The sequence below is a fragment of the Bacillota bacterium genome, assembly GCA_040757085.1.
In the GTDB taxonomy this organism is placed as follows: Bacteria; Bacillota; Sulfobacillia; order JACIYH01; family JACIYH01; genus JACIYH01.
On the sequence record JBFLXJ010000009.1, the window covers coordinates 79861 to 97995 of the forward strand.

Genomic DNA, 18135 nt, shown 5'->3' on the forward strand with positions numbered 1-18135 from the left:
CATGCTCATGCCCAAGCGAGTCAAGTGGCGCAAGCAGCACCGGGGCCGCATGAAGGGCGCTGCTTACTCCGGCAACGAGGTGTTTTACGGCGAGTACGGGCTGCAGGCGCTGGAGCCGGCCTGGATCACCGACCGCCAGATCGAGGCGGCCCGCGTTGCCCTCACCAGGCACATGCGCCGCGGGGGAAAGGTGTGGATCAAGATATTCCCCGACAAGCCGGTGACCGCCAAGCCGGCAGAAACCCGCATGGGAAGTGGTAAGGGGAACCCGGAATACTGGGTGGCGGTGGTGAAGCCGGGGCGCATTCTCTTCGAGGTGGCGGGCGTGGACGAGGCCACCGCCCGGGAGGCCATGCGCCTGGCCGGCCACAAGCTGCCCATCAGGACCCGCTTCGTGAAGCGGGAGGAAATGGTCCCCCAGGCGGGCGGTGAGGCTAATGAAGGCTAGGGATCTGAGGGAAATGACGGCTGAGGAACTGGAGGCCAGGTTGAAAGACCTGAAGGGTGAACTGTTCAACCTGCGGTTTCAACTGGCCACCGGACAACTGGACAACATCATGCGCATCCGCCAGGTGCGTAAGGACATCGCCCGCGTGAAGACGGTCATGCGGGAGATAGAGCTGGCCAGGGAGGGACGGGCATGACCGAGCGCGGCCGGCGCCAGGAAATGGTGGGCACCGTGGTGTCCGACAAGATGCAGAAGACGGTAGTGGTGGCGGTGGAGCGCCTGGTCGCCCACCCCCTGTACGGGCGACGCATGCGGCGGACGTCCCGGTTCAAGGCCCACGACGAAATTGGGTGTCACGTGGGTGACCGGGTGTTGATCATGGAGACCCGTCCCCTGAGCAAGGAGAAGAGGTGGCGGGTCGTGCGTATCCTCGAACGAGCCAGGTAGGGAGGGATGGGCCATGATCCAGGCCCAGACCAGGTTACAGGTAGCAGACAATACGGGCGCCCGGGAGATCATGTGCATCCGGGTGCTGGGCGGTTCCAAGCGCCGGTACGGGAACGTGGGCGATGTGATAGTGGCCGCGGTCAAGGAAGCCACCCCGGGCGGAGCGGTTAAGAAGGGTGACGTGGTGCGGGCGGTGATAGTGCGCACGCGCCACGGCGTCCACCGGGAAGATGGCTCCTGGATCAGGTTCGACGACAACGCGGCTGTGATCTTAAAGGACGGCCGGGAGCCGCGCGGTACCCGCATCTTCGGGCCGGTGGCCCGGGAACTGCGGGAGAAGGAGTTCATGAAGATCATCTCCCTGGCCCCCGAGGTGCTGTAGGCAGGTGGAACGAATGAAGCTGCACGTGCGCACCGGTGATACCGTGGTAGTCATCTCCGGCAAACACAAGGGGGCAAAGGGAAAGATCCTCCGCACCGAACCGGCCCGGGGGCGGGTGGTGGTGGAGCAGGTCAACCTGGTGAAGCGCCACCAGCGTCCCACTGCCAAAGTGATGCAGGGTGGCATTATCCAGAAGGAAGCCCCCATTCACGCCAGCAACGTCATGCTGGTGTGCACCCGTTGCCATAAGCCCACCCGGGTGGGACATACCTTCCTGGAAGATGGGCGCAAGGTGAGGGTGTGCAAACGGTGCGGTGAGGTCATCGACCGCTAGGAGGGCATGCGGTGGAAGCGGCACTCAAGAAGAGGTATCGGGAACACGTGGTTCCGGCCATGATGGAAAAGTTCGGATACCGCAATCCCCTGCAGGTCCCCCGGGTAGAAAAGGTAGTCATCAACATGGGGGTGGGGGATGCCATCCAGAATCCCAAGTTGCTCGATGCGGCGGTGGCGGACCTCACCGCCATCACCGGGCAGCGTCCCGTCGTCACCAAGGCCCGCAAGTCGGTGGCTGCCTTCAAGGTGCGCAAGGGGATGAAGGTCGGGTGCAAGGTGACCCTGCGGGGAGACCGCATGTGGCATTTCCTGGAGCGGCTGTTCCACATCGCCCTCCCCCGGGTTAGGGACTTCAAGGGGGTATCGCCTCATAGCTTCGACGGCCGGGGGAACTACTCCCTCGGTATCCGGGAACAGCTGGTGTTCCCGGAGATCGATTACGACAAGGTGGAGAAGGTGCGGGGGATGGACGTCACTATCTCCACCACCGCACGCACCGACGAAGAAGCCCGCGAGTTGCTGGGGCTTCTGGGGATGCCGTTCCGGCCAGAGTGAAGGAGGTGAACGCTTGGCGACGAAGGCCAAGATCGAAAAGGCCAAAAAGCCTCCCAAGTACCGGGTGAGGGCAGTGCGCCGGTGCCGCATCTGCGGGCGGGCCCGGGGATACATGCGGATGTTCGACATGTGCCGGATGTGCTTCCGGCAGGCTGCCCACCGGGGGGAAATCCCCGGCATCCGGAAGGCTAGCTGGTAGTAAGGAGGTCGGGCCCATGCCCGTTAGTGACCCCATAGCAGATATGCTCACCCGCATCCGCAACGCGGTGAAGGCCCGGCACGATCGGGTGGATGTCCCCGGCTCGGGGCTCCTGCGCGGGATCGCTGAAATCCTGAAGCAGGAGGGATACATCCGCGACTACGAGTGGATAGAGCAGGGGCCCCAGGGTGTGTTGCGCATCCACCTGAAGTACGGTCCCCAGAAGACGCGGGTGATCACCGGACTGAAGCGTATCAGCCGCCCGGGCCTGCGGGTTTACGCCGGTAAGGATGAACTCCCCCGGGTACTGGGTGGGCTGGGCATCGCCATCATATCCACCCCCAAGGGGTTGATGACGGACAAGAAGGCGCGCCAGATGGGCTTGGGGGGCGAGGTCCTGTGCTACATCTGGTGAACGGAAAGAAGAGGGATAGAACTTGTCTCGGGTAGGAAGGAAACCGGTCCCCATCCCCCCGGGGGTGGAGGTGACCGTAGAAGGACAACTGGTGAAGGTGCGGGGGCCGCGGGGCACCCTGGAGCACCAGTTCCACCCTGACATGCGCATAACGCTGGCGGACGGATCTCTCAAGGTGGAGAGGCCCTCCGACGAACCCTTCCACCGTGCCCTGCACGGTCTCACCCGGGTCCTTCTGGCCAACATGGTGACCGGAGTGACGCGGGGGTTCGAGAAGTCGTTGCAACTGGAGGGGGTCGGGTACCGCGCCAGCAAGGCGGGGAAGAATCTCGTCCTCACGGTGGGGTACTCCCACCCGGTTGAGATCGAGCCTCCCGATGGCATCGAGTTCGAGGTGCCGGCGCCCAACCGCGTCGTGGTCAAGGGGTCCGATAAGGAACTGGTGGGTCAGGTGGCGGCCCGGGTACGGGATGTCCGTCCGCCCGAGCCTTACAAGGGTAAGGGCATCATGTACGTGGGCGAACGGATAAGGCGCAAGGCCGGTAAAGCCGGCAAGAAGTAGCGGAGGTGGCCGTGTTGCGGGCCGAAGAGCGCGCTCAGAAGAGAAAGAGGAGACACCTGCGGGTGCGCCGTCGCGTGAAAGGTACCATGGAGCGGCCTCGCCTGTCGGTATTCCGCTCCGGGAAGCACATCTACGCGCAGGTGATCGACGACACCACCGGCCGGACCCTGGCGGCTGCCTCTTCCCTGGATCCGGAGTTGCGGAAGGAGTTACCGCACGGTGGTAACGTGGGGGCTGCCCGCCGGGTGGGGGAACTGATCGGAAAGCGGGCCCAGGAAAAGGGCATTAAGAAGGTGGCCTTTGATCGGGGTGGCTACCGGTACCACGGTCGGGTGGCGGCCCTGGCAGAAGGAGCCCGGGCGGCCGGGCTGGAATTTTAAGGAGGGACGGGTTTGCCGCGTCAACAGGCACAGGAGGGGACACAGTCGGAATTCAAGGAGAAAGTGGTTTCCCTGAACCGGGTCGCCAAGGTGGTGAAAGGGGGTCGGCGCTTCTCCTTCAGCGCCCTGGTGGTGGTGGGCGACGGCGACGGGCGCGTGGGAGCCGGCCTGGGGAAGGCAGCCGAGATCCCCGAGGCCATCCGCAAGGGCATAGAGGATGCCAAGAAGAACATGATTGAGGTCCCTCGCCGGGGGACCACAATCACCCACGAGGTGCTGGGGCACTTTGGGGCCGGCCTGGTATTCCTCAAGCCTGCTGCCCCCGGTACGGGCGTGATCGCCGGTGGCCCGGTGCGGGCGGTCATGGAGGCCGCCGGTATCCGGGACGTGCTCTCCAAGTCGCTGGGGTCGGCCAACGCCATCAACGTGGTTTATGCCACCATGGATGCCCTGCGTAAGCTCAAGTCGCCGGAGCAGGTAGCGGCGCTGCGGGGCAAGCGGGTAGAAGAGATCCTGGGAGGTGGCCACGTTGCGGGTAGGTGATCTGCGTCCGGCGCCGGGTAGCCGTAAGGCCAGGAAGAGGGTGGGCCGCGGCATCGGCTCCGGTCACGGTAAGACGGCTGGCCGCGGGCACAAGGGGCAGAAAGCCCGGGCCGGGGGTGGAGTGCGTCCGGGCTTTGAGGGTGGCCAGATGCCTTTGCAGAGGCGCATGCCCAAGCGTGGGTTCACCAATCCCTTCCGGCAGGAGTACGCCATCGTCAATCTGGACCAGCTCAACCGTTTTGCCGACGATACCGTGGTCACGGAAGAACTGCTGCGGGAAGAAGGGCTGGTCAGGAAGAATCTCCCCGTCAAGGTACTGGGCCGGGGGCAGCTCGAGCGGCGCCTGGAAGTGAGGGTACACGCCGTTTCCGAGCGGGCGCGGGAGGCAATCACGGCCCGGGGCGGTAAGGTCGAGGTGGTAGCCTGATGCTGGAAAGCCTGCGCCGGGCCTGGCGCCTGCCTGACCTCAGGCGGCGCATCCTGTTCACCCTGGCCATGTTCTTCGTGTTCCGGGTGGGTACCCACGTCCCGGTGCCGGGGATAGACGCCAGCGTGATCGAGAGGCTGTTCAAGGAGGGGACCCTGTTTGGGCTCCTCGACCTCTTCTCCGGTGGCGCCCTGCGTACCTTTTCCGTGTTCGCCATGAGCGTCACCCCGTATATCAACGCCTCCATCATCATGCAGCTCCTCACCCTGGTGATCCCCCGCCTGGAGGAACTGGCCAAGGAAGGCGAGGAAGGCCGCAAGAAGATCACCCAGTACACCCGGTACCTGACGGTGGTGCTGGCGCTAATCCAGGCATACGGTATGACGGTGGGGCTTCGCAATGCGGTAATCAACCCCACCTGGGGTTCGTTCACCCTCATCGCCATTTCCCTCACTGCCGGTACCGCGTTCCTCATGTGGCTGGGGGAACAGATCACCGAGAAGGGGATCGGCAACGGCATCTCCCTGCTGATCTTCGCCGGCATCGTGGCCCGGCTTCCCGCCGGTGCCGGCTCCATTGGCACTTACCTGCAGGGCGGACGCATCAACTGGTTCAACCTGGTCATGCTGGTAGCGGTAGGGGCCCTGGCTATCGCCGCCGTGGTATGGGTGAACGAAGGCCAGCGCCGGCTGCCCGTGCAGTACCCCAAGCGGGTGGTGGGTCGGCGCATGTACGGGGGGCAGTCCGCTCACATCCCGCTGAGGGTGAACCAGGCTGGCGTCATCCCCATCATTTTCGCCTCCTCGTTACTCACCTTTCCCCTCACCCTGGCCACCTTCATCAACCGTCCCTGGGCGGTTAGCTTCGCGAACTGGTTCCGCATGGATCGTCCCCTCTACCTGGGTTCCTATGCGGTCCTGGTGGTGTTCTTCACGTACTTTTACACCGCCATCGTGTTCAACCCCAATGAAGTGGCCAACAACATCAAGAAGTACGGGGGATTCATCCCCGGACTGCGCCCGGGCAAGCCCACCGCCGATTACCTCACCCGGGTGATGAACCGGGTTACCCTGGCCGGATCCCTGTTTCTGGCCCTCATCGCCGTCATGCCCTACTTCATGAGCGCCCTCACCAACATCCCGGGACTGTACTTTGGCGGCACCGCCCTCCTCATCGTGGTGGGTGTGGCCCTGGAGACCATGAAGCAGATCGAAGCCCACCTGGTCATGCGCCAGTACCAGGGCTTCCTGCGCTAGGAGGATGGCGATGCGCATCGTACTGCTGGGTCCGCCCGGTTCGGGCAAGGGTACCCAGGCCTCTCGCCTGGCCGCCAGCTGGGGTGTCCCCCACATCTCCACCGGAGATGCCTTCCGGCAGGCCGTGGCTGAGGGGACGTCCCTGGGAAGGCTTGCCCAGGAATACATGCGCCGCGGGGAACTGGTTCCCGACGGGGTGGTGAACCGGGTGGTGGCGGACCGGCTAGCCCGGGATGATTGTTCCCGCGGTTTCGTGCTGGACGGCTACCCGCGCACCCTGGACCAGGCGGAGGCGCTGGCGGACATGTTGCGGGAGTGCGGCCAGGGCCTGGACGCGGTGGTTGACCTGGTGGTGAGCGAAGAGGAACTGGTGCGCCGGGCGGCGGGACGGCGGGTGTGCTCCCGTTGCGGGGCCAACTACCATCTGGAGTTCCGGCCCCCCCGGGAACCGGGACGGTGTGACGCCTGCGGTGGGGAACTGGTACAGCGCGAAGACGACCGGCCCGCGACGGTGACCCAGCGCCTGGCCGTGTATCGGCGGCAGACCGAACCCCTGGTGGAGTTCTACCGGCGCCTGGGGTTGCTCGTGGAAGTGAATGGCACCGGGAGTGTGGAGGAAGTCACCCGGGCCATACTGGAGGCGGTGGACGGGCGCCTGGGGAGGAAGGGCGGCGTTTGATCATCCTCAAGTCGGAGAGAGAACTGGAGGTCATGCGCAGGGCGGGCAGGCTGGTGGGCAGGTTGCTGGAAGAATTGGCTGGCAGGGTGGCTCCCGGGGTACGGCTCCGGGATTTGGACCGTTTCGCGGAGGATTTCATCCTGCGCCACGGAGGCATACCCGCGTTCAAGGGGTATGGAGAAGTCCCCGGGCAGCGGCCCCCCTTCCCCGCCACCATCTGTGCTTCCGTCAACGACCAGGTGGTGCATGGGGTGCCCGGCAGCCGTCGCCTGCGCGAGGGAGACATCGTGAGCATCGACGTGGGGGTCTTGCTGGACGGCTTTTATGGCGATGCGGCGGCCACCTTCCCGGTAGGCAGGGTGTCCGAGGAAGCCACCAGGTTGCTGGAAGTGACGAAAGCGGCGTTGATGGCGGGTATCGCCCGGGCGCGGGCGGGGAATCATCTTTCGGACATCTCGCACGCGGTGCAGGCGTACGTGGAGTCACACGGCTTCTCGGTGGTACGGGATTTTGTGGGACACGGGATCGGACGGCACATGCACGAAGACCCCCAGCTCCCCAACTTCGGCCCCCCGGGAATGGGACCGGTGCTACGACCGGGGCTGACCCTGGCCATCGAGCCCATGGTGAACGCAGGCGGGCCGGACGTGGTGGTGTTGTCCGACGGCTGGACGGTGGTAACGGCAGACGGGACGCTGTCCGCCCACTTCGAGCACACGGTGGCCATCACGGCGGACGGCCCCCTGATCTTGACCGACCCCCGGGAGGGAGGTTAAGATGCCTGAGCGGGACTTGCGCCTGGGGCAGGTGGTTTGCTCCCTGGCGGGGCGCGACCGCGGGCAGTATTATGTAGTGGTCGGGGTCATCGATGACCGCTTCGTACAGGTGGCCGACGGGTACCGCCGCAAGGTGGCGGCTCCCAAGAAGAAAAACGTGCGCCACCTGCGCCCCCAGGGACCGGTGATGGAGGAACTGGCCCACCGGCTGGCCGCTGGGGGGTCGGTGAACGATAGCGAGATCCGGGGGGTGCTGCGCAAGGTGCAGCTAGAAGCCCAAGAGCCCGGAGAAAAGGGAGGTTGACCGGTGGCTGGGGAGGTTAGGGCATGACCCGGGATGACGTCATAGAGGTCGAGGGGCGGGTGATCGAAAACCTGCCCAACGCCATGTTCCGGGTAGAGCTGGACAACGGGCATCGTATCCTGGCCCACGTATCGGGCAAGATTCGGCTCAACTTCATCCGTATCATCCCCGGTGACCGGGTGGTGGTCCAGCTTTCCCCGTACGACCTCACCCGGGGAAGAATCGTGTACCGCCACCGTTGAAAGGGAGGTAGGGGCCATGAAGGTGAGGCCCTCGGTGAAGAGGATGTGCGAGAAATGCAAGGTGATCAGGCGCAAGGGGCGAGTGATGATTATCTGTCCCAATGCCAAGCACAAGCAGCGTCAGGGCAGTTGAGCGGGGGCGGGTTGTCCCACCCGCCCGCCGGCAACGAAGCAGGGTTGCTAGGGAGGGAAAGAAATGGCAAGAATAGCAGGGGTAGACCTGCCCCGGGAGCGGCGCATCGAAGCTGCCCTTCCGGTGATCTACGGGATCGGTCCCTCGCGGGCCCGGCAGATACTGCGGGCCACGGGGGTTAACCCGGACACCCGGGTGAAGGACCTCACCGAGGAGGAAGTCTCCCGCATCCGCGAGTACATCGACAAGAACTTCAAGGTGGAAGGCGACCTGCAGCGGGAGGTCCAGCTCAACATCAAGCGGCTCATCGATATCGGGTGCTACCGGGGGATCAGGCACCGCCGTGGTCTGCCCGTGAGGGGACAGCGCACCCGGACCAACGCCCGCACCCGCAAGGGGCCGCGCAAGACAGTGGGCGTGCGGCGCAAGAAGTAAGGAGGTGTCAGTTTGCCGCGTAGAGGTACCCGTGCTCGCAAGAAGGAGCGAATAGTCGTTCCCAAGGGTGTGGCTCATATCAAGTCCACCTTTAACAACACCATTGTGACCATAACCGATCCCGCCGGCAAGGTGCTCACCTGGGCGTCGGCGGGGACCCAGGGGTTCAAGGGTTCGCGTAAGGGTACGCCCTATGCCGCCCAGATGGCGGCGGAAGCGGCGGCGCGGGCCGCCCTGGACCTTGGTATGCGGGAAGTGGAAGTGTACGTGAAGGGTCCCGGATCAGGCCGAGAGGCGGCCATCAGGGCCCTGCAGGCTACCGGCCTGGAGGTGAGCCTGATCAAGGACGTCACTCCCATCCCTCACAACGGTTGCCGGCCTCCCAAGCGCCGGCGTGTGTAGGAGGTGATCAGGTTGGCCCGTTATACGGGACCCGTGTGCCGGTTGTGCCGGCGGGAGGGGGTCAAGCTTTTCCTCAAGGGAGAGCGCTGTTACACCCCGCACTGCCCCCTGGAAGGACGCAAGGTGCGCGCTAACCCGCCCGGCGAGCGGGGGCGGGGACGCACCAAGCCCACCGAATATGCCCTGCAACTGCGGGAAAAGCAGAAAGCCCGCCGCATCTACGGCATCCTGGAACGGCAGTTCCGGCGTTACTTCGAGATGGCTTCCCGGGCCCGGGGAGTTACCGGCGAGGCCCTGCTGCAACTCCTCGAGCGCAGGCTGGACAACGTGGTATACCGGATGGGACTGGCGGCTTCCCGGTCGGAGGCTCGCCAGATGGTGCGTCACGGTCACTTCACCGTGAACGGGAGGCGGGTGACTATCCCATCTTACCTGGTGCGCGAAGGGGACGTGGTGGCGGTTCATCCCCGTTCCCGGGACAGGGTGCGCTTCCAGGAGATGCAGGAGCGGGCCCGGGCTCGTACGCCGGTGGCCTGGCTGGACGTGGATGTGGACAGGATGCAGGCCCGCGTGCTCCGCTACCCGAGGCGGGAGGAAATCGACACCCCCGTCCAGGAGCACCTGATCGTGGAGTTGTACTCCAAGTAGGCCGAGGAGGCAAAGCCTCATGTGGGATGGCGTAGAGCCCAAGATCCAGTGTGTGGAACTGGCTCCCGACGAGACGTACGGTAAGTTCGTGGTGGAGCCTCTTCAGCGCGGCTTCGGCGTCACCCTGGGCAACTCCCTGCGCCGGGTGTTGCTCTCCTCGCTACCGGGGGCGGCGGTCACCCAGGTGCGCATTGACGGGGTGCTGCATGAGTTCTCTACCGTCCCCCAGGTGCTGGAGGACGTGACCGAGATCATCCTCAACATCAAGAGCCTGAACCTGAAGATGCACGGAGACGGTTCTCGCACCCTGCGCCTGGAGGTGCAGGGGGAGGCGGAAGTCAAGGCGGGGGATATCCAGGCCGACCCCGAAGTGGAGATCCTCAATCCTGACCTGCACATCGCCACGGTGGAAGAGGGTGGCCGTCTGGCCATGGAGATGCGGGTGGAGCGAGGGGTGGGGTTCGTGCCCGCTGAGCGCAACAAGCGCCCGGACGATCCCATCGGAGTCATCGCCGTGGATGCCATTTTCAATCCCGTGCGCCGGGTGAACTTCACGGTGGAGGACACCCGGGTGGGTCACATCACCAACCTGGACCGGCTCATCCTGGAGGTCTGGACCAACGGGGGCATCGCTCCTGACGAGGCGGTGGCTGCCGCATCCCGGATCCTCACCGACCATCTGGCCCTGTTCGCTTCGGTGGAGCGCCCGGTGCGGGCGGAGACCCCTGCCCCCCCGGTGGCGGGGGATCGTGACCGCATTCTCACCATGCCCATCGAGGAGCTCGAGCTCTCGGTGCGGTCGTACAACTGCCTGAAGAGGGCAGGGATCAACACGGTGGGTGAACTGGTGGAGAAAACCGACGAAGAGATGATCAAGGTACGCAACCTGGGAAAGAAATCTCTGGACGAGGTGCGGGAGAAGCTGGCGTCCTTAGGCCTGGCTTTCCGCCCCTCTCCGGACGAAGAGTGAAGGAGTGTCAGAGGTGGCCCGCTATTCCAAACTGGGCCGCTCGTCGGCCCAGCGCCGGGCTCTGCTGCGGTCCCTGGTGACCGCGCTCTTCCGTGAAGAGAAGATCCGCACCACGGAGGCCCGTGCCCGGGAAGTGAGTTCCATCGCGGAAAAGCTTATCACGCGCGCCCGTGAGGGGGGTCTGGCTGCCCGGCGGGATGTGTACGCCTACCTGCTGGACGATGACGTGGCCCGCAAGGTATGCGATACCATTTCGGCCCGTTACGCTCACCAGGAGGGTGGTTACACCCGCATGGTCAGGATCGGCCCGCGCCAGGGAGACGGCGCCCCCATGGTGATCCTGGAGCTGGTGTAAAGAGGGTCGTGGAGATGGGTGCCCAGTGAGGGAGCCTCTCATCCGGGTGCTCGGGGTGAGTCACCGCTACAACCCGGGAGGAAACCGGGAAGTGGTGGCCCTGCGCGGGGTCGACCTGGAGGTGGGGCGGGGAGAGTTTCTCGCCATCATCGGGGAAAACGGCAGCGGCAAGTCCACCCTGGCCAAGCACCTGAATGCCCTGCTTGTGCCCAGCCAGGGCGAGGTCTGGGTGGACGGCATGAACACGCGGGACCCGGCCTGCCTGTGGGAGATCAGACGCCGGGTGGGGATGGTTTTCCAGAACCCCGACAACCAGCTGGTGGCCACCACGGTGGAGGAGGATGTGGCATTCGGCCCTGAGAACCTGGGGCTGCCCCCGGCCGAGATCAGGGCCCGGGTGGACGAGGCTCTGGCCGCGGTGGGCATGAGTGGCTTCGCCCGCCATGCCCCCCACCTGCTTTCCGGTGGTCAGAAGCAGCGGGTGGCCATCGCCGGCGTGCTGGCCATGCGCCCCGCCTGCCTGGTCCTGGATGAACCCACGGCCATGCTGGATCCCGCCGGGCGGCGGGACGTGCTGGCCACGGTGCTCCGCCTCAACCGGGAAGAGAAGATCACCGTGGTTTACGTTACCCACTACATGGAAGAAGCTGCCCGCGCCGATCGGGTGGCAGTACTTTACCGGGGGGAACTGGTGGCGCTCGAACCGCCCGCTGCGCTGTTCTTGCGGGTCCCGGAACTGCGGCGCTGGGGGCTGGACATTCCCCCCATGGCGGAACTGGCCTGGCGCCTGCGGCGGCGGGGATGGGCCCTGGAGGGGACTGTGCTGACGCCCGAAGACCTGGTGGTGGCCCTGGGGGCGGGCCGGGGGTCGGATCGTGTCCATACTGGTTGAGGGGCTGACCCACGTATACCTGCCCGGCACCCCCATGGAAGTGGTGGCGCTGGAGGATGTGAGCCTGGAGATCGGGGACGGGGAATTCTTCGCCATCATCGGCCCTACCGGTTCCGGCAAGTCCACCCTCATCCAGCACTTCAACGGGCTCCTCCGGCCCACCCGGGGGCGCGTGGTGGTGAACGGCCTGGATATTTCTGACCGCCGGGTGAACCTGCGCCGGGTGCGCCAGCAGGTGGGCCTGGTGTTCCAGTATCCCGAGCAGCAACTGTTCGAGGAGACGGTGCGGGCGGACGTGGCATTCGGCCCGCGCAACCTGGGTTATGCCCCCGAGGAGGTCGAGCGCCGGGTAGAGCAGGCCCTGGAGATGGTGGGGCTGGGCCGGGAGATCCTGGACCGCTCCCCTTTCGAACTGTCGGGGGGACAGATGCGGCGGGTGGCCATCGCCGGGGTACTGGCCATGGGCCCCTGTGTCCTCGTGCTGGACGAGCCCACCGCGGGGCTGGATCCCCGGGGTCGGGAAGAGATCCTCTCCCGGATCAGGGCATTGCACGCCAACTATGGGCTCACCGTGGTCCTGGTCTCCCACCAGATGGAGGACGTGGCCCGGCTGGCCACCCGGGTGGCTGTGCTGCACCGGGGCCGCCTGCTCACCACCGGTTCTCCCCGTGAGGTGTTCTCGCGGGCGGAAATGCTGGAGGAGGTGGGGCTGGGCATCCCCGCCGTCACCCGGGTGATGCGGCTTCTGCGCCAGCAGGGGTGGCCCGTGCGGGAGGACATCCTGAGCGAGGAAGAGGCGGAGGAAGAACTGGTGCGGGTCCTGGGTTCCGGTGGGACGGGTGCGGGCGGTGCCAACCCCGGCGGGGTGCGGGAAGGGAGGGGGGCGCCGTGATGTTCAGCGGGGCTCCCTTCGGCCAGTTCTACCCCGGTGAATCTCTGATCCACCGGCTGGATCCCCGCACCAAGATCGTGGTCACGGCTGCCCTGGTGGTGGTGCTGTTTTTCCTTTACCGGTGGCCAGCATTCCTGATCCTGGGGGTGGCGCTGCTGGCGGCCCAGGCGATGGCGGGCATCCCCCTGCGCCTGCTCTGGCGAAGCATGAGGTCCATACTGGCCATCATCGTCTTTACTTTCATTCTGCAACTTTTCATGACTCCGGGACCGGTGTGGTTCCGTGTGGGGCCCCTCACCGCTACCTATCCGGGAATGCGCATGGGGATGGTCACTGCCGGCCGCCTGGTGCTCCTGATCCTTTCCACCTCGCTCCTGACCTTCACTACCTCTCCCATCGCCCTCACCGACGGGCTGGAGTACCTGCTCCGGCCCCTGCGGCGGGTGGGAGTGCCCGCCCACGAGATCGCTATGATGATGTCGATCGCGCTGCGTTTCATCCCCACCCTGCTGGAGGAAGCGGATAAGATAATGAAGGCCCAGATGGCCCGCGGGGCCGACTTCCACACCGGAAACGTGATCCGGCGGGCCCGCAGCATGGTGCCCATCCTGGTGCCCCTCTTCGTGGGGGCGTTCCGGAGGGCGGACGACCTGGCCATGGCCATGGAGGCCCGTTGCTACCGGGGTGGGGAGGGACGCACCCGCCTGCGCGTGCTGCGCATGACCGCCCCGGACTTCGCTGCCCTGGCCGGCTCGGCCCTCCTGATGACCCTGGCCCTGGTGCTGCGTTGACGCAGGGCTGAGCTAGGGAGGCAGGGGGTGGAGGTGAATGGGGTCGCACCCGCGCAACGTGAAGCTCGTCGTGCAGTACGACGGTACCGCCTACGCTGGCTTTCAGCGCCAGAAGGGTCTCCCCACCGTGCAGGAGGAGCTGGAGAAGGCTCTGGCGGCGTGCTGCGGGGAACCGGTGCGGGTGATCGGAGCCGGGCGCACCGATGCCGGGGTGCACGCCCGCGGCCAGGTGGTGAACTTCTTCACCCGGGGGACCATCCCCACGGAGCGCATTCCCTGGGCCCTGGCTGCCCTGCTTCCCGAGGACATCGTGGTGACCCAGGCCGAAGAGGTGCCACCCTCCTTTCACGCCCGCTTCTCGGCCCGGGGCAAGGTTTACAGCTACAGCTTTTGGGTAGCCCCGTTCCCGTCCCCGTTCTGGCGCCGCTACGCCCTGCACGTGCGAGCTCCCCTGGACCGGGAGGCCATGGAGCGGGCTGCCGCCACCCTGCTGGGCAGGCACGACTTCCGGGCCTTCCGGGGGGAGGGTTCGGCGGTGCGCTCCACCGTGCGCACCCTGAGGCACCTCGCCGTGCAGGACGTGCCTGATACACCTCTGCTACGCCTGGTGGCAGAGGCGGATGGTTTTCTGTACCACATGATGCGCACCCTGGCCGGCACCCTTCTGGAAGTGGGGCGGGGCCGCATCCCGCCGGAGCAGGTGGAGCAGGCCCTGCGCTCGGGGGACCGCACCCTGGCCGGTCCCACTCTGCCCCCGCACGGCCTCTGCCTTGAGCAGGTGCTTTACTGATTGAGGCTCGCCCCCGGTGCGCCTACCAGGGAGAGATGTCGGCTGACCTGACGCCGGGGATAGTGGCCAGTTCGGAAACCAGGAGGGTGGGCTCACACGCCGGGGGTGTGCGCACGTACAGCTGGATGGAGATCAGCCCTCCGGGCTGGGTATCCAGTTCTATGTTGCGGATGTCTACCCCCCGGTTCCCCAGGGCGGTGCCGATACGGCCGATTTGGCCGGGAGTATCCTGAGTCACCAGGGTGATGAGCCGGTACTGTCCCCGCGTGAAGCGCCGCTCGACCGCCGGCAGGTAGTGGAGGGTCAGGCCGGCCAGCAGGGTGGCGATGGCGCCGTGCCAGTACAGGCCCATCCCCATGGCCAGGCCCACGGTGGCGATCACCCATATGCTGGCGGCGGTGGTGAGGCCGCGGACGTTCACGCCCTCGCGCATGATGGCCCCGGCTCCCAGGAATCCGATTCCCGATACCACATGGGCGGCCATGCGCGTGGGGTCGGTGGTGGCGACTCCGCGGAAGCCGGTGGCCACCGAGAGGGCGGTGAGAGCCACCAAGCACGCCCCTGCGCTCACCAGGATGTGGGTGCGGAATCCCGCGGGGCGGTTGGCATGTTCCCTTTCCAACCCGATGATGCCACCGGCCAGGGCGGCGAGGAACAGCCGGAGCAGTGCCACGGTGGGATCAAGATTCGCCATGCGCCTTTCTCCTTTCCCAGTGGGCTGCAAGGGCCTGCTTTTCACATTATGTGCTCCCGTCTGTCGTTCCACCGCCATATCGTATGCGAAGGCACGAGGCCTCCGCAAGGGCACGTGGGAGGGGCGTATGGGGGTGGGGCAGGTGGCGGCATAATAGAGCAGTAGTCTCACCGGGGGTAAGCAATGCCGTTCGGTTCCATCCGGTATTTGCGCCGGCTGGTCAGGGGACACTTCGCCGCCCGGGGTCGCCCCGACGCCGGGGAGGCACCTCCCCCCGCCGACCGCCTGCGGGTGGAAGCGGAGGGGGAATACCTTCCCTGTGGCATATATCGCCGCGTGGAAGACAACGAAAAGTGGCTGAAGGGGGCACTGGGCAACTCGAGCGACCTGGTGCTGAGACGCTGTCAGGTGTTGGGGCAGCGGGGGGTGCCGCGGGACGCTCTGGTCTGTTACCTGGAGGCAATGGCTGACCCGGCCGCGGTCGCCGACGTCATCATCCGGGCCGTGAGCTACGAGGCCGGCCTGCTGGGCACCGCCACCCGAGTCACACCAAAGGGAGAACCGCTGCTGGTGCACGTGGGGTCCGTGCGCTGGGTGACTGAGTGGAGGCAGGTGCTGGACGGGGTCCTTTCTGGGGACACGGTCCTCTTTCTGGAGGACGAGGATCGAGCCCTTCTGTGCGGCACCCGCGGGTTCCAGAGCCGGGCGGTGGAGGAGCCCATGCTGGAATCCACTTTGAGGGGGCCGCGGGAAGGATTTGTGGAGAGCATCTCGGTCAACCTCACCCTGCTGCGACGCCGGGTGAAAACCCCGCGCCTGCGTTTCCACCGGCTCATCCTGGGTGACCTCACCAACCTTCGGGTCGAAGTAGCGTACATCGAGGGACTGGCGGGACGGGAACTGGTGGGCGAACTCCTTTCCCGCCTGAAGAGGATCAAGATCGAGGATCCCCTGGATTCCAACTCGTTAGCGGAATTCATCTCGGATACCCCTGCGTCTCCCGTACCCCTGGTGCTGGCCACGGAGCGGCCCGACCGCGCCGCGGCCGCCCTGGCGCAGGGACGTATCGTGATCCTGGTCGACAATGCACCGTATGCCCTCATCGTCCCCTGCGACATGGGAACCGTCCTGACGTCGCCGGAGGACTACTACATCAACCCCTATTTCGCCTTCCTCAACCGCTTCCTGCGGCTGCTGGCACTCGGCATCACCCTGCTTGCGCCGGGGGTGTACGTCGCCCTCACCACCTATCATCCCGAGATGTTACCCACTGCCTTCTTTATGCGCCTGCAGGCGGCGCGGGAGGGAGTTCCCCTGCCCACCCTGGCAGAAGCTGTGATCATGGGGGGCACTTTCGAGTTGCTGAGGGAAGCGGGTATGAGGATGCCCCGGCAGGTGGGCCAGGCCATCAGCATAGTGGGGGCCCTGGTGATCGGGGATGCCGCTGTGCGGGCAGGTGTCATCAGCCCCATCATGCTGGTGGTGCTGGGGATCACGGCAATCACTTCCTTTGCCATCCCCGGATACGTGGTGCTGCTGGCCATGTGGTTGCCCCGCCTGCTTTTCACGCTGGCGGCGGGCGTCCTGGGGATCTTCGGCCTGGCCGCGGTGGTCACCGTCACGCTTTACTACAGCCTTTCCTTGCGTTCCTTCGGCATCCCCTATCTCTATCCTTACCTTCCCACCAGCCTGTCGGACCTGAAAGACCTGATTTTCCGCGCCCCCTGGTGGGCCATGGTCAGGCGTCCTTCCCAGCTGGCCCGGGGAGAACCCATGCGCATGCCCTATCCCCAGCCGCCTGGCCCTCCCCGTGCCCGCGGGCGTGCGGGGCAACGGGGAGGCGGTAGAAGGTGACCGGAAGGCCGCGGGCGGCCACCGAGGCGGCGCGAGAGGTGGGTCGGCGCCGCCCTCAGATCTCGGTTACGGAAGGCATTGCCCTGGGCACCTGCCTGGGGTGGCCGACCGCCATCCTTTACTTGCCCTCGGTGCTGGCGGCCAGGGGCAGGGAGGATGCCTGGCTGGGTGCCCTGGTGGGCGGGGTGGTGATCTTACCCGTGGGTCTGCTCCTGGCTGCCCTGGCCGGCCGTCTCCCCCGCCTGGGGCTGGTGGATCAGGCGCAGACCGCCCTGGGGAGATGGCCGGGAAAGGCGGTGGGGGCTGCCTTCGTGCTGGGGGTCGGCCTCCTGGCCGCCTATGCGGTGCGCGCGGGGACAGACATGGTGAGGCTGCTTATGCTTCCCCACACCCCTCCCTGGGTGGTCGCCGGGGTGATCGTGGTGCAGGGGGCAGTGGGTGCCTATTTCGGTCTGGAGGTGGTGGCGCGGGCGGCAGTGATTGCTTTCCTTTCCGTGGGCGTGGTACTGGTAGTCCTGATCCCCGGCTTCGCGCCCATGTTCGACGCCCGGCGTCTCCTTCCCGTTCTGGCCCAGGGGCCTGGCCCCCTGTTTGAGAGTGCCGCCCTGGGGGCAGGTTTCTGGGGGCAGGTTGTCCTGCTGGCCTTGATCGCCCATGCCTTCTATGGTCCCCGGCATCTGCGGGCCGCCACGGTCGGTGCCGGAGTCACCACCGTGCTGGTGGGTTGGTTGCTCTTCGCGCTGGCCCAGGCCGCAGCCGGCTGGTACGGCGTGTCACGGTTTACCCTGTCCGCCATCGAGGTGATCCGGTCGGTGCGCATACTCCTTCCCCTGCTGGAGCGGGTGGACGTACTGGTGGTTATCGGCTGGACCGCCATGGGTTTCGTGCAGGTGGCCTGGCTCCTGTGGGGCTGTGCCTCGGGCGCTGCCCGTGTCCTGGGGCTGGTTGACTCCCGCCCCTTGATCCCCCTGTGGGCGTCAGTAGTTTACGGCTTCGCCCTGGTCCTGCCCGAGGACCTCACGGTACTGACCCAGGTGTGGACGCAGGTGGTGGTGCCCGCCGTGACCGGCGGATTGGTGGTGCTGGTGGCCATTGTATGGGCGGTGAGTGCCCTGCGCCGGCTGGAGTCCGCGAGGACCGGGGGATGAGGTTCCGGCGCCTGGCGGGGTTGCTCGTAGTATTCCTGCTGACCTCGGGCGGGTGTTGGGACCGGGTTGAGCCCGACCGCATGGCCTCCATCATCGCCCTGGGGCTGGACCGGGGCAGGGAGCGGCCCCTTCGGGTCACCGCCCAGATTTCCATTCCCCGCCTGCTGGCCGGCGCGGGAG

At 66.1% G+C, this 18135-nt stretch carries 31 protein-coding genes; 30 read left to right on the plus strand and 1 reads right to left on the minus strand.

Features of this window, described 5'->3' with window-relative positions; genetic code table 11:
• Nucleotide 1 precedes the first annotated feature (1 nt).
• The 27 genes from rplP (at nt 2) to truA (ending at nt 14259) form a co-directional block, all read left to right on the plus strand.
• The gene (rplP, locus tag AB1446_03490; protein ID MEW6545962.1) at nt 2–448 is read left to right on the plus strand and encodes a 50S ribosomal protein L16; all 447 of its coding nucleotides are present in this window, start codon (nt 2–4) and stop codon (nt 446–448) included.
• The gene (gene rpmC, locus AB1446_03495; protein ID MEW6545963.1) at nt 438–644 is read left to right on the plus strand and encodes a 50S ribosomal protein L29; all 207 of its coding nucleotides are present in this window, start codon (nt 438–440) and stop codon (nt 642–644) included. Before rplP ends, rpmC begins: the two co-directional genes overlap by 11 nt.
• Nucleotides 641–895 (plus strand): 30S ribosomal protein S17, encoded by a 255-nt coding sequence (gene rpsQ, locus AB1446_03500; GenBank protein ID MEW6545964.1) that lies wholly within the window; start codon nt 641–643, stop codon nt 893–895. Before rpmC ends, rpsQ begins: the two co-directional genes overlap by 4 nt.
• 13 nt (nt 896–908) lie before the next feature.
• A complete protein-coding gene (rplN, locus tag AB1446_03505) occupies nt 909–1277 on the plus strand; it encodes a 50S ribosomal protein L14 (protein MEW6545965.1) in 369 nt (122 codons plus the stop codon).
• Nucleotides 1278–1290: 13 nt separating this feature from the next.
• Nucleotides 1291–1611 carry a 50S ribosomal protein L24 gene (rplX, locus tag AB1446_03510; protein ID MEW6545966.1) on the plus strand — a complete coding sequence of 107 codons (321 nt, stop codon included), beginning with the start codon at nt 1291–1293 and terminating at the stop codon, nt 1609–1611.
• 11 nt (nt 1612–1622) lie between these two features.
• Complete coding sequence (gene rplE / locus AB1446_03515; GenBank protein MEW6545967.1) at nt 1623–2168, plus strand: 50S ribosomal protein L5; 546 nt, start codon at nt 1623–1625, stop codon at nt 2166–2168.
• Nucleotides 2169–2181: 13 nt separating this feature from the next.
• The gene (locus tag AB1446_03520) at nt 2182–2367 is read left to right on the plus strand and encodes a type Z 30S ribosomal protein S14 (GenBank protein MEW6545968.1); all 186 of its coding nucleotides are present in this window, start codon (nt 2182–2184) and stop codon (nt 2365–2367) included.
• Between the two features lie 16 nt (nt 2368–2383).
• Nucleotides 2384–2782 (plus strand): 30S ribosomal protein S8, encoded by a 399-nt coding sequence (gene rpsH / locus AB1446_03525; protein MEW6545969.1) that lies wholly within the window; start codon nt 2384–2386, stop codon nt 2780–2782.
• 22 nt (nt 2783–2804) lie between these two features.
• Complete coding sequence (gene rplF, locus AB1446_03530; GenBank protein MEW6545970.1) at nt 2805–3344, plus strand: 50S ribosomal protein L6; 540 nt, start codon at nt 2805–2807, stop codon at nt 3342–3344.
• 11 nt (nt 3345–3355) lie between these two features.
• A complete protein-coding gene (rplR, locus tag AB1446_03535) occupies nt 3356–3724 on the plus strand; it encodes a 50S ribosomal protein L18 (GenBank protein MEW6545971.1) in 369 nt (122 codons plus the stop codon).
• Between the two features lie 12 nt (nt 3725–3736).
• Entirely contained in the window at nt 3737–4267 is a 531-nt protein-coding gene (rpsE, locus tag AB1446_03540; protein ID MEW6545972.1) for a 30S ribosomal protein S5, read from the plus strand.
• Nucleotides 4254–4694: a 50S ribosomal protein L15 gene (gene rplO / locus AB1446_03545; protein MEW6545973.1), complete on the plus strand. Its 441-nt coding sequence runs from the start codon at nt 4254–4256 to the stop codon at nt 4692–4694. Before rpsE ends, rplO begins: the two co-directional genes overlap by 14 nt.
• Entirely contained in the window at nt 4694–5950 is a 1257-nt protein-coding gene (gene secY / locus AB1446_03550) for a preprotein translocase subunit SecY (GenBank protein MEW6545974.1), read from the plus strand. Before rplO ends, secY begins: the two co-directional genes overlap by 1 nt.
• A gap of 10 nt (nt 5951–5960) precedes the next feature.
• Nucleotides 5961–6629: an adenylate kinase gene (locus AB1446_03555; GenBank protein ID MEW6545975.1), complete on the plus strand. Its 669-nt coding sequence runs from the start codon at nt 5961–5963 to the stop codon at nt 6627–6629.
• Entirely contained in the window at nt 6626–7405 is a 780-nt protein-coding gene (gene map / locus AB1446_03560; GenBank protein MEW6545976.1) for a type I methionyl aminopeptidase, read from the plus strand. Before AB1446_03555 ends, map begins: the two co-directional genes overlap by 4 nt.
• 1 nt (nt 7406) lies before the next feature.
• Entirely contained in the window at nt 7407–7709 is a 303-nt protein-coding gene (locus AB1446_03565; GenBank protein ID MEW6545977.1) for a KOW domain-containing RNA-binding protein, read from the plus strand.
• Between the two features lie 23 nt (nt 7710–7732).
• Nucleotides 7733–7951 (plus strand): translation initiation factor IF-1, encoded by a 219-nt coding sequence (gene infA / locus AB1446_03570; GenBank protein MEW6545978.1) that lies wholly within the window; start codon nt 7733–7735, stop codon nt 7949–7951.
• Nucleotides 7952–7967: 16 nt separating this feature from the next.
• Nucleotides 7968–8084: a 50S ribosomal protein L36 gene (gene rpmJ, locus AB1446_03575; protein ID MEW6545979.1), complete on the plus strand. Its 117-nt coding sequence runs from the start codon at nt 7968–7970 to the stop codon at nt 8082–8084.
• A 63-nt stretch (nt 8085–8147) separates the two neighbouring features.
• On the plus strand, nt 8148–8519 hold the full coding sequence (gene rpsM / locus AB1446_03580) for a 30S ribosomal protein S13 (protein ID MEW6545980.1): 372 nt from the start codon (nt 8148–8150) through the stop codon (nt 8517–8519).
• Nucleotides 8520–8531: 12 nt separating this feature from the next.
• Nucleotides 8532–8921, plus strand: a complete 390-nt coding sequence (rpsK, locus tag AB1446_03585) for a 30S ribosomal protein S11 (protein ID MEW6545981.1) — start codon at nt 8532–8534, stop codon at nt 8919–8921.
• 12 nt (nt 8922–8933) lie between these two features.
• The gene (gene rpsD, locus AB1446_03590; protein MEW6545982.1) at nt 8934–9569 is read left to right on the plus strand and encodes a 30S ribosomal protein S4; all 636 of its coding nucleotides are present in this window, start codon (nt 8934–8936) and stop codon (nt 9567–9569) included.
• Nucleotides 9570–9588: 19 nt separating this feature from the next.
• Nucleotides 9589–10539 carry a DNA-directed RNA polymerase subunit alpha gene (locus AB1446_03595; protein ID MEW6545983.1) on the plus strand — a complete coding sequence of 317 codons (951 nt, stop codon included), beginning with the start codon at nt 9589–9591 and terminating at the stop codon, nt 10537–10539.
• Nucleotides 10540–10552: 13 nt separating this feature from the next.
• Entirely contained in the window at nt 10553–10894 is a 342-nt protein-coding gene (rplQ, locus tag AB1446_03600) for a 50S ribosomal protein L17 (protein MEW6545984.1), read from the plus strand.
• Nucleotides 10895–10934: 40 nt separating this feature from the next.
• Nucleotides 10935–11786 carry an energy-coupling factor transporter ATPase gene (locus AB1446_03605; protein ID MEW6545985.1) on the plus strand — a complete coding sequence of 284 codons (852 nt, stop codon included), beginning with the start codon at nt 10935–10937 and terminating at the stop codon, nt 11784–11786.
• On the plus strand, nt 11770–12678 hold the full coding sequence (locus tag AB1446_03610; GenBank protein MEW6545986.1) for an energy-coupling factor transporter ATPase: 909 nt from the start codon (nt 11770–11772) through the stop codon (nt 12676–12678). The genes AB1446_03605 and AB1446_03610 overlap by 17 nt, the downstream gene beginning before the upstream one ends.
• Entirely contained in the window at nt 12678–13469 is a 792-nt protein-coding gene (locus tag AB1446_03615; protein MEW6545987.1) for an energy-coupling factor transporter transmembrane protein EcfT, read from the plus strand. The genes AB1446_03610 and AB1446_03615 overlap by 1 nt, the downstream gene beginning before the upstream one ends.
• Nucleotides 13470–13506: 37 nt before the next feature.
• Nucleotides 13507–14259 carry a tRNA pseudouridine(38-40) synthase TruA gene (gene truA / locus AB1446_03620; GenBank protein MEW6545988.1) on the plus strand — a complete coding sequence of 251 codons (753 nt, stop codon included), beginning with the start codon at nt 13507–13509 and terminating at the stop codon, nt 14257–14259.
• Between the two features lie 22 nt (nt 14260–14281).
• Here truA and AB1446_03625 read toward each other — a convergent pair whose 3' ends face one another.
• Nucleotides 14282–14953, minus strand: coding sequence for an MgtC/SapB family protein (locus AB1446_03625; protein ID MEW6545989.1), 672 nt, complete (start codon nt 14951–14953; stop codon nt 14282–14284).
• A gap of 183 nt (nt 14954–15136) precedes the next feature.
• Between AB1446_03625 and AB1446_03630 the strand changes: the two genes are divergently transcribed.
• The 3 genes from AB1446_03630 to AB1446_03640 all read left to right on the plus strand — a co-directional run.
• Complete coding sequence (locus AB1446_03630) at nt 15137–16807, plus strand: spore germination protein (protein MEW6545990.1); 1671 nt, start codon at nt 15137–15139, stop codon at nt 16805–16807.
• Nucleotides 16804–17955: a GerAB/ArcD/ProY family transporter gene (locus AB1446_03635; GenBank protein MEW6545991.1), complete on the plus strand. Its 1152-nt coding sequence runs from the start codon at nt 16804–16806 to the stop codon at nt 17953–17955. Before AB1446_03630 ends, AB1446_03635 begins: the two co-directional genes overlap by 4 nt.
• Nucleotides 17952–18135: Ger(x)C family spore germination protein (locus AB1446_03640; GenBank protein MEW6545992.1), on the plus strand; the 184-nt coding region annotated here is incomplete at its 3' end. The genes AB1446_03635 and AB1446_03640, both read left to right, overlap by 4 nt.

Excerpts from the sequence above, each read along its gene's own strand:
- rplP (MEW6545962.1), top strand. The coding sequence starts at position 2 with ATGCTCATGCCCAAGCGAGTCAAGTGGCGCAAGCAGCACCGGGGCCGC.
- rpmC (MEW6545963.1), top strand. The coding sequence starts at position 438 with ATGAAGGCTAGGGATCTGAGGGAAATGACGGCTGAGGAACTGGAGGCC.
- rpsQ (MEW6545964.1), top strand. The coding sequence starts at position 641 with ATGACCGAGCGCGGCCGGCGCCAGGAAATGGTGGGCACCGTGGTGTCC.
- rplN (MEW6545965.1), top strand. The coding sequence starts at position 909 with ATGATCCAGGCCCAGACCAGGTTACAGGTAGCAGACAATACGGGCGCC.
- rplX (MEW6545966.1), top strand. The coding sequence starts at position 1,291 with ATGAAGCTGCACGTGCGCACCGGTGATACCGTGGTAGTCATCTCCGGC.
- rpsH (MEW6545969.1), top strand. The coding sequence starts at position 2,384 with ATGCCCGTTAGTGACCCCATAGCAGATATGCTCACCCGCATCCGCAAC.
- secY (MEW6545974.1), top strand. The coding sequence starts at position 4,694 with ATGCTGGAAAGCCTGCGCCGGGCCTGGCGCCTGCCTGACCTCAGGCGG.
- AB1446_03555 (MEW6545975.1), top strand. The coding sequence starts at position 5,961 with ATGCGCATCGTACTGCTGGGTCCGCCCGGTTCGGGCAAGGGTACCCAG.
- AB1446_03565 (MEW6545977.1), top strand. The coding sequence starts at position 7,407 with ATGCCTGAGCGGGACTTGCGCCTGGGGCAGGTGGTTTGCTCCCTGGCG.
- infA (MEW6545978.1), top strand. The coding sequence starts at position 7,733 with ATGACCCGGGATGACGTCATAGAGGTCGAGGGGCGGGTGATCGAAAAC.
- rpmJ (MEW6545979.1), top strand. The coding sequence starts at position 7,968 with ATGAAGGTGAGGCCCTCGGTGAAGAGGATGTGCGAGAAATGCAAGGTG.
- rpsM (MEW6545980.1), top strand. The coding sequence starts at position 8,148 with ATGGCAAGAATAGCAGGGGTAGACCTGCCCCGGGAGCGGCGCATCGAA.
- AB1446_03595 (MEW6545983.1), top strand. The coding sequence starts at position 9,589 with ATGTGGGATGGCGTAGAGCCCAAGATCCAGTGTGTGGAACTGGCTCCC.
- AB1446_03615 (MEW6545987.1), top strand. The coding sequence starts at position 12,678 with ATGTTCAGCGGGGCTCCCTTCGGCCAGTTCTACCCCGGTGAATCTCTG.
- truA (MEW6545988.1), top strand. The coding sequence starts at position 13,507 with ATGGGGTCGCACCCGCGCAACGTGAAGCTCGTCGTGCAGTACGACGGT.
- AB1446_03625 (MEW6545989.1), bottom strand. The coding sequence starts at position 14,953 with ATGGCGAATCTTGATCCCACCGTGGCACTGCTCCGGCTGTTCCTCGCC.
- AB1446_03630 (MEW6545990.1), top strand. The coding sequence starts at position 15,137 with ATGCCGTTCGGTTCCATCCGGTATTTGCGCCGGCTGGTCAGGGGACAC.